This window comes from Streptomyces kebangsaanensis (assembly GCF_001906585.1).
Classification (GTDB): domain Bacteria; phylum Actinomycetota; class Actinomycetes; order Streptomycetales; family Streptomycetaceae; genus Streptomyces; species Streptomyces kebangsaanensis.
On record NZ_JUJA01000160.1, the window covers coordinates 220,236 to 227,604 of the forward strand.

Below are 7,369 nucleotides of genomic sequence, written 5' to 3' on the forward strand. Positions count from 1 at the left end.
CCCCGCCGGCGTAGGACGGCTCGGGTCGGAAGGGTAAGGACGGCTCGGGTCGGAAAACGGATCAGAAGAACACAGACCTGCGCTGCACCAGCAGCTTGTACAGCGTGTGCTGGATCTGTTCGCGGACCTGGTCGGTCAGGTTGAACATCAGCATCGGGTCCTCGGCCGCCTCCGGCGGGTAGCCGTCCGTCGGGATCGGCTCGCCGAACTGGATGGTCCACTTCGTCGGCAGCGGGACCATGCCCAGGGGGCCCAGCCACGGGAAGGTCGGCGTCAGCGGGAAGTACGGGAAGCCCAGCAGACGCGCGAGGGTCTTGGCGTTGCCGATCATCGGGTAGATCTCCTCGGCCCCGACGATCGAGCACGGGACGATCGGCACGCCCTGGCGCAGAGCGGTGGAGACGAAGCCGCCGCGGCCGAACCGCTGCAGCTTGTAGCGCTCGCTGAAAGGTTTCCCGATGCCCTTGAAGCCCTCCGGCATCACCCCGACCAGCTCCCCCTGCCCGAGCAGCCGCTCGGCGTCCTCGGTGCAGGCGAGGGTGTGGCCGAGCTTGCGGGCGAGCTCGTTGACCACCGGCAGGACGAAGACCAGGTCGGCCGCGAGCAGCCGCAGATGCCGGTCCGCGGGATGGTGGTCGTGCACGGCGACCTGCATCATCAGCCCGTCCAGCGGCAGCGTGCCGGAGTGGTTGGCGACGATCAGCGCACCGCCCTTGGCGGGGATGTTCTCGATGCCCTTCACGTCGACCCGGAAGTATTTCTCGTACACCGGCCGCAGCAGGGACATCAGGACCTGGTCGGTGAGCTCGGCGTCGTAGCCGAAGTCGTCGACGTCGTAGTCCCCGGTGAGCCGGCGGCGCAGGAACGCCAGGCCGTTCGCGACGCGCTGCTCCAGTCCGCCGTCCCGCTCCGGCCCGCCCGGCGGCCGCGGCGGCTGTTCCTCTGTGGTCACAGGGACATCATCCTGCGCGGCCCCCCTGGTGGGCAGGGCCTTGACCTCGTGGACAGCCGCGGGCTCGCCGCCGGTGCGCCGTCCGCCCGTGCCCCGGCGTCGCGACGGCCGCTGTCCGGAGCCCCCGCGGGACCGGTCGTCGTCGAACGGAATGACCTTGGCGTCCGCCATGCTTGCTGCGCTCCTCAGTCGGCGCTCTGCGTCGGGGAGTGGGTCGGGGGGTGGACCGGGAAGTGGGCCGGGGGGTGGCCACTGCCCTGGTGGGACAGCGCGGCGATCCTGTCGACGGCCCCCGCGAGGGCCTCCGGCGGCAGCAGCCCGGGGCCACGGCTGCGGGCGAACTCCGTGAAAGCCTCCGCGGTCGTGTACTTGGGTTCAAATCCGAGTGTGTCGCGCATCTGGTCCGTCGCCACGACCCGGCCGTGGGTCAGTAGCCGGATCTGCTCGGGTGAGAAGTCCGTCATTCCCAGCGTACGCACCAGCGAGCCCGCCCACGTGACGGCGGGCAGCGGCAGCGGCACCGTGGGCCGTCCGAGCCGCCGCGCGCACTGCGAGAGCAGCAGCACGCCGTCGCCGGCGATGTTGAACGTGCCGCTGTTGAGCGTGGACCGGAGCGGCTCGTGCGAGGCGATCCGCAGCACCTCGATCACGTCGTCCTCATGCACGAACTGCAGCCGGGGGTCGTAGCCGAACACCGTCGGCAGGACCGGCAGCGAGAAGTACGACGCCAGCGGTGTGTCCGCGGAGGGGCCGAGGATGTTCGCGAACCGCAGCACGCACACGGCGACGTCCGGCCGCCGCCTGGCGAAGCCCCGTACGTACCCCTCGACCTCCACCGTGTCCTTCGCGAAGCCACCGCTGGGCAGCGACTTGGGCGGGGTGGTCTCGGTGAACACGGCCGGGTCCCGGGGCGCGGAGCCGTAGACGTTGGTGCTGGACTTCACCACCAGCCGCTTGACCGACGGGGACTTCTGGCAGGCCCCGAGCAGCTGCATGGTGCCGATGACGTTGGTCTCCTTGACCGCGGTCCGGCTGCCGCTGCCCAGCGCGGTGCCGGTCACGTCCATGTGCACGACCGTGTCGGCGGCCGTCTCGGCGAGCACGCGCGCGATCGTGGGCTGCCGGATGTCGGCCTGGACGAAGTCGGCGCCGCCCAGGTGGTGCTCGGGCGGGACCGCGTCCACGGCGACCACCCGGTCGACCTGAGGGTCACGCTGGATGCGCCGTACGAACCGGCCCGCGAGCGGGCGGGCCACTCCGGTCACGAGCACGACCTGTCCCAAGATCAGTGCCTTCCTTCCCGCCTGGCTTTCCCGCCGCGTGCCCCGTGTGCGGTTTCCCCGTGTGCGGCCAACCTATCGGGTCGATATTGCGCTGTGATGACCGCCCGATGCGCGAAGTGACGACGGGCACGTACGTACGAACATACCGGGCCGCCCGGCATCCGGCCGCCCGGAACGCGCATGGCCCCCCACCGGGTGCGGTGGGGGGCCACAGACACGCTTTCGCGTTGTCGCGTACCTCGTAGCGACCGGCGTCCTACTTCTTGTTGCGACGCTGGACACGGGTGCGCTTGAGCAGCTTGCGGTGCTTCTTCTTGGCCATCCGCTTGCGCCGCTTCTTGATAACAGAGCCCACGACTACCCTCGCTCACTTTTCATCACTCGGTGTTTGGGCGCCATGGGCCCACACGACCTACGAGGGGCTCTACCCTACCCGCCCGAGTGCTGAGGTCGTAAATCGAGGTCGTCGTCAGGCGGTTTCCACCCCCACGTAGCTCTCGCGGAGGTACTCGTGAACCGCTTGCTCCGGGACGCGGAAGGACCGCCCCACACGGATCGCGGGCAGATGACCGCTGTGCACCAGCCGGTACACGGTCATCTTCGACACTCGCATGACCGCGGCGACTTCCGCCACGGTAAGGAACTGAACCTCGTTCAGAGGCCTCTCGCCAGCTGCAGCCATGACACACCTGAACCTTCCGCACTCGACGGCCACCGGCTTCCCCTTCCGGTGACTCTTCGTCGCTGCGTGCTCACTCCCCAGACTAGGGGCGTGTGATGCGAGTGGGGAAGAGGTGTACCCATCGGCGGCCTACTGTGACAGACACGCTCGATTGAGTACGTAGCGGGCCAGCGGGCGGTAGTAGGCGGGCCGCACGGCGTCATCAAGTGGAACGACGACGGACACGCGCCCCTCGGCCTGCCCGACGAAGAGCGCGGGGTCGTTCGTGTCGGCCGGCCCCATGGCCTCGAACCCCAGCTGACCTGCCCCGCAGACCCAGCCGTGATCCCCGATCACCAGCCCCGGCAGCGGGCCGCCGGCGTCGGCTGCCGCGGCGAGCGCCAGTCGAACCGGGAGCGGCGAGTGCGTGTGTGCGCCGGGCTCACAACCGGTGCGTTCACCGCCGGGCGGCCGGACCAGGGCGACTCCCCGTACGTACTCGAGGTTGTGCGTGCGTAGCCCGAACCGGGTCGTTATGTCGACACAGCGACCCTGCGCCGGGGTGAGGACGGCACACCCCGCCGCCGACAGGGCGTCCGCCAGCGCGGCGTAGAAACCGAGCAGCCGGTGCGGGTGCCCGGTGCCGAGGAGCACGGGATCGCCGCGCCGGGCGGCCGCACCGAGCCGGTCCGCGAAGGCATCCAGCGCGGCGAGCGTCAGCTCCGGGTCGATCACATCATGGCCGAAGGTGTGCGCGGGATCGGCCGAAACCCCGCACCTCCGCGCCATCAGCTCGATCAAGTCCCGCTGCTGCCAGTCCCTTTCGGGATCGATCCCGATCAACACCCGGGGATCGCGGGCCGCGAACAGCCGATAGCTCCGCAGACTGTCCTCCCGCGAGGTCCCCACGACCCCGGCAAGACCGGCCCGCACCAGATGGGCACGCAAGGCACCAGTGCTCAACACGGGAGCGATGGTGACGGACACCGGACGAGAACGTCCCGAAAACCGGGACGGGACCGCACAGTTGGCGTAACGCACACCACCTGGGCCACCTGCGCCTCCCGCGCCGGCCCACGGCTACGCCAGCAACCCCCGCAACGGGAACACCGCCCGCCGGGTGGCCAGGATCGCCTGGTCCAACCGGTCCGCGGGGTCGTACCCCGCCTCCCACTCCGCCCAGGAGACCGGCCACCGCCCGTCGGTCATCCGCATCGGACCCAACTGCCGCGTCCGCGCGAACACTTCCTGCCGCCAGCTCTCGGGAATCACCGTCTCCGGCTCCACCGGCCGCCCCACCGCGATCCCCACCAGGTGCGTCCACGACCGGGGCACGACCTCCACCACCGCGTATCCGCCCCCGCCCAACGCGACCCACCGCCCCTCGGTGTACTCGTGCGCCAGCGAGTGACACGCCACCTGCACCGCCCGCTGCGCGTCCAGCGACACCGCGAGATGCGCCAGCGGATCCTCGAAGTGGGTGTCGGCCCCGTGCTGCGTCACCAGCACCTGCGGCCGGAAGTCGGCGAGCAGCTCCGGCACCACGGCGTGGAACGCCCGCAGCCACCCCGCGTCCCCGGTCCCGGCCGGCAGCGCCAGGTTCACGGCGGAACCCTCCGCGGACGGAGCCCCCGTCTCCTCCGGCCAGCCCGTCTGCGGGAACAGCGTCCGCGGATGCTCGTGCAGCGAGATCGTCAGCACGCGCGGGTCCTCCCAGAACGCCGCCTGCACCCCGTCCCCGTGGTGCACGTCCACGTCGACGTACGCGACCCGCTCGGCGCCCAGCTCCAGCAGCCGCGCGATCGCCAGCGCGGCGTCGTTGTAGACGCAGAAGCCGGACGCGCAACCCGGCATCGCGTGGTGCAGCCCGCCGGCGAAGTTCACCGCGTGCAGCGCGTCCCCGCGCCACACCGCCTCCGCCGCGCCCACCGACTGGCCCGCGATCAGCGCGGACACCTCGTGCATCCCGGCGAAGGCCGGATCGTCGAGCGTTCCCAGCCCGTACGTCCCGTTCGCCGCCCCCGGATCCGCCGACGCGGCCTTCACCGCGTCGATGTAGTCCTCCCGGTGGACGAGCCGCAGCGTCGACTCCCCGGCCGGCTTGGCCGCCACCAGGCGCGCCTCCCGGTCGAGCCCGAGGGCGTCGACCAGTTTCCGGGTCAGGGCGAGGCGGACCGGGTCCATCGGGTGGTCCGGACCGAAGTCATACCCCGTTACTGCCTCGTCCCACATCAACTGTGCGCGGCCGCTCATGACCGCCACGGTATCGGTCGGACCGCGGCGCGAACGACCTGGCGTACACCACCGTCACCAGCACCAACACCATGGGCACCAGCATCGCCCCCCGGTAGCTCCAGGCGTCGCCCAGCGCGCCCACGAGCGGGGAGCCGATCAGAAAGCCCACGTAATTGAAGATGTTGAGCCGCGCGACGGCCGCGTCCGAGGCCCCCGGGCCGTGGTTCTCGAAGGCGTGGCGCCCGGCCGCCGCGAAGGTCTGCGGCACCAGCACGCACAGCCCCAGCCCCAGAAGGGTGAACCCGAGCATCCCCACCCAGGCCCCGGGCGCCCCGGCGACCACCGCGAACCCCAGCGCCGCCACCAGCGCGCCCAGCCGTACGACGGCCACGGCGCCGAACCTGCGCACTCCGAGGTCCCCGATGGTCCGCCCCAGCAGGGTGGTGACCATGTACACGTTGTACGGCACGGTCGCCAGCTGCTCCGAGCCGCCCAGCGTGTCCTGCAGGTACTTCGCGCTCCAGTTGGAGACGGTCGAGTCCCCGATGTACGCGAACGTCATCACCAGGCACAGCGGCAGCAGCAGCTTGAAGGCGACGGTCCCGCTCCCACTCCCGTTCCCGTTCCCGCCGGCCTCCTCGGACACGGCCGCCGCCCGCTCGTCGACGTACCACCGGCTCCCCACCAGGACCGCCGGCAGCAGTACCGCCACCACCGGCAGGTACGACACCCACAGCGCCAGGTGCCAGTGCGCCCCGGCCCAGGCCAGTGAGGCGCCCACGATCCCGCCGAGGCTGTAGGCCGCGTGGAAGCCCAGCACGATGCTGCGGCCGTACGCCCGCTGCAGGCTCACCCCGAGCATGTTCATCGAGGCGTCCAGCGCGCCCACGGCCAGCCCGAAGGCGGCGAGCGCGACACCCAGCCCGGCCATCCGGCCGCCCGCCCCGACACCGAGCAGGGACAGCAGGACGACGGGCTGGGACCAGCGCAGCAACCGGCTGGGCCGCACGCGCTTCACCAGCTGCTCGGTGGCCACGCTGCCGACGCCGGCGAGGACCGGCACGGCGGCGAGGAACGCCGGCAGCAGCGCGTCGGAGACCCCGTACCGGCCCTGGATGGCCGGGATGCGCGTCACGAGGAGAGCGAAGGTGACGCCCTGCGTGAAGAAGCTGAACGCCAGGGAGGCCCTACCGCGCCGCAGCACATCTGTCATGGCGGCGAGCGTAGGGCCTTGGGCTACCCGTGGGTAGATCCGGCCAAAGATGAATTCCGCTCACCTTCATGCCAGCAGGCCGGTCAACTCCTCCATGCGGGAGAAGAGTCGAGTGGCGTCCGCGAGCTTCGCGGCCGGTGTCATCGCCGTGAACCCGTACACGTCCATCCCGGCCGCGACGGCCGCCCGCACACCCAGCGGGGAGTCCTCGACGACGACGCACCGCTCCGGGGCGACGCCCATCCGCTCGGCCGCGTACAGGAACAGGTCCGGCGCCGGCTTGCCCCGTCCCACGTCCTGCGAACTGAAGATCCGCTCCTCGTCGAACCACCGGTCGAGGCCGGTCGTCCGGTGCCCCACCCGGATCCGCTCATGGCTCCCCGAGGACGCGACGCAGTACGGCGTCCCCTCCACGACCAGCTTCTCCAGTACGTCGGCGGCGCCGTCCACCGGCTTCAACTCCCGCTCGAACGCGGCGAAGACACGGGCGTGGAAGACGTCGTCGAAGTCGTCCGGCAGCCGCTGCCCGGTCCGCTCCCCGACCAGGTCGTGGATCCGGTGCATCGCCGACCCCATGTAGTCGCGGATGGAGTCCTCGTACGAGGTGGGGTGACCCAGCTCGGTGAGATAGGCGGCCAGGAGCCGGTTGGAGATGGGCTCACTGTCGACGAGGACGCCGTCGTTGTCGAAGATGACGAGGTCATAGCGCATGCGTACGAGCTTAAACGCAGAAAACCCCGCACCGTGAGGTGCGGGGTTTTCTTCAATATTTGTTCGGCGGTGTCCTACTCTCCCACAGGGTCCCCCCTGCAGTACCATCGGCGCTGTGAGGCTTAGCTTCCGGGTTCGGAATGTAACCGGGCGTTTCCCTCACGCTATGACCACCGAAACCCTAATGGTTTCGAGCGAACAAGCACACTCTTCAATTGTCTGTTCTACTCAAAGCCGGCAACCGTTCGTTGCCTCAGAACTGACACAGTGGACGCGAGCAACTGGGGACAAGCCCTCGGCCTATTAGTACCGGT

The 7,369-nt window shown here is 70.3% G+C and carries 8 protein-coding genes and 1 rRNA gene; all 9 read right to left on the reverse strand.

Annotated features, from left to right (window positions below):
• Nucleotides 1–61 precede the first annotated feature (61 nt).
• Complete coding sequence (locus tag RH94_RS31030; RefSeq protein ID WP_073951646.1) at nt 62–1,123, reverse strand: lysophospholipid acyltransferase family protein; 1,062 nt, start codon at nt 1,121–1,123, stop codon at nt 62–64.
• Nucleotides 1,124–1,137: 14 nt separating this feature from the next.
• Nucleotides 1,138–2,235, reverse strand: coding sequence for an NAD-dependent epimerase/dehydratase family protein (locus tag RH94_RS31035; protein WP_073951647.1), 1,098 nt, complete (start codon nt 2,233–2,235; stop codon nt 1,138–1,140).
• Nucleotides 2,236–2,491: 256 nt separating this feature from the next.
• Entirely contained in the window at nt 2,492–2,590 is a 99-nt protein-coding gene (locus RH94_RS31040; RefSeq protein WP_003948845.1) for a 30S ribosomal protein bS22, read from the reverse strand.
• Between the two features lie 114 nt (nt 2,591–2,704).
• The gene (locus RH94_RS31045) at nt 2,705–2,917 is read right to left on the reverse strand and encodes a helix-turn-helix domain-containing protein (RefSeq protein WP_007443703.1); all 213 of its coding nucleotides are present in this window, start codon (nt 2,915–2,917) and stop codon (nt 2,705–2,707) included.
• Nucleotides 2,918–3,046: 129 nt separating this feature from the next.
• Nucleotides 3,047–3,862 (reverse strand): phosphatase, encoded by an 816-nt coding sequence (locus RH94_RS31050; protein ID WP_073951678.1) that lies wholly within the window; start codon nt 3,860–3,862, stop codon nt 3,047–3,049.
• 114 nt (nt 3,863–3,976) lie between these two features.
• Nucleotides 3,977–5,149 carry an acetoin utilization protein AcuC gene (locus tag RH94_RS31055; protein ID WP_073951679.1) on the reverse strand — a complete coding sequence of 391 codons (1,173 nt, stop codon included), beginning with the start codon at nt 5,147–5,149 and terminating at the stop codon, nt 3,977–3,979.
• On the reverse strand, nt 5,100–6,344 hold the full coding sequence (locus tag RH94_RS31060) for an MFS transporter (protein WP_107428870.1): 1,245 nt from the start codon (nt 6,342–6,344) through the stop codon (nt 5,100–5,102). Before RH94_RS31060 ends, RH94_RS31055 begins: the two co-directional genes overlap by 50 nt.
• A 66-nt stretch (nt 6,345–6,410) precedes the next feature.
• A complete protein-coding gene (locus RH94_RS31065; RefSeq protein WP_073951649.1) occupies nt 6,411–7,055 on the reverse strand; it encodes an HAD family hydrolase in 645 nt (214 codons plus the stop codon).
• Between the two features lie 61 nt (nt 7,056–7,116).
• Nucleotides 7,117–7,233 (reverse strand): 5S ribosomal RNA (gene rrf / locus RH94_RS31070).
• Nucleotides 7,234–7,369 lie beyond the last annotated feature (136 nt).

Excerpts from the sequence above, each read along its gene's own strand:
- RH94_RS31060 (WP_107428870.1), bottom strand. The coding sequence starts at position 6,344 with ATGACAGATGTGCTGCGGCGCGGTAGGGCCTCCCTGGCGTTCAGCTTC.
- RH94_RS31045 (WP_007443703.1), bottom strand. The coding sequence starts at position 2,917 with ATGGCTGCAGCTGGCGAGAGGCCTCTGAACGAGGTTCAGTTCCTTACC.
- RH94_RS31030 (WP_073951646.1), bottom strand. The coding sequence starts at position 1,123 with ATGGCGGACGCCAAGGTCATTCCGTTCGACGACGACCGGTCCCGCGGG.
- RH94_RS31065 (WP_073951649.1), bottom strand. The coding sequence starts at position 7,055 with ATGCGCTATGACCTCGTCATCTTCGACAACGACGGCGTCCTCGTCGAC.
- RH94_RS31055 (WP_073951679.1), bottom strand. The coding sequence starts at position 5,149 with ATGAGCGGCCGCGCACAGTTGATGTGGGACGAGGCAGTAACGGGGTAT.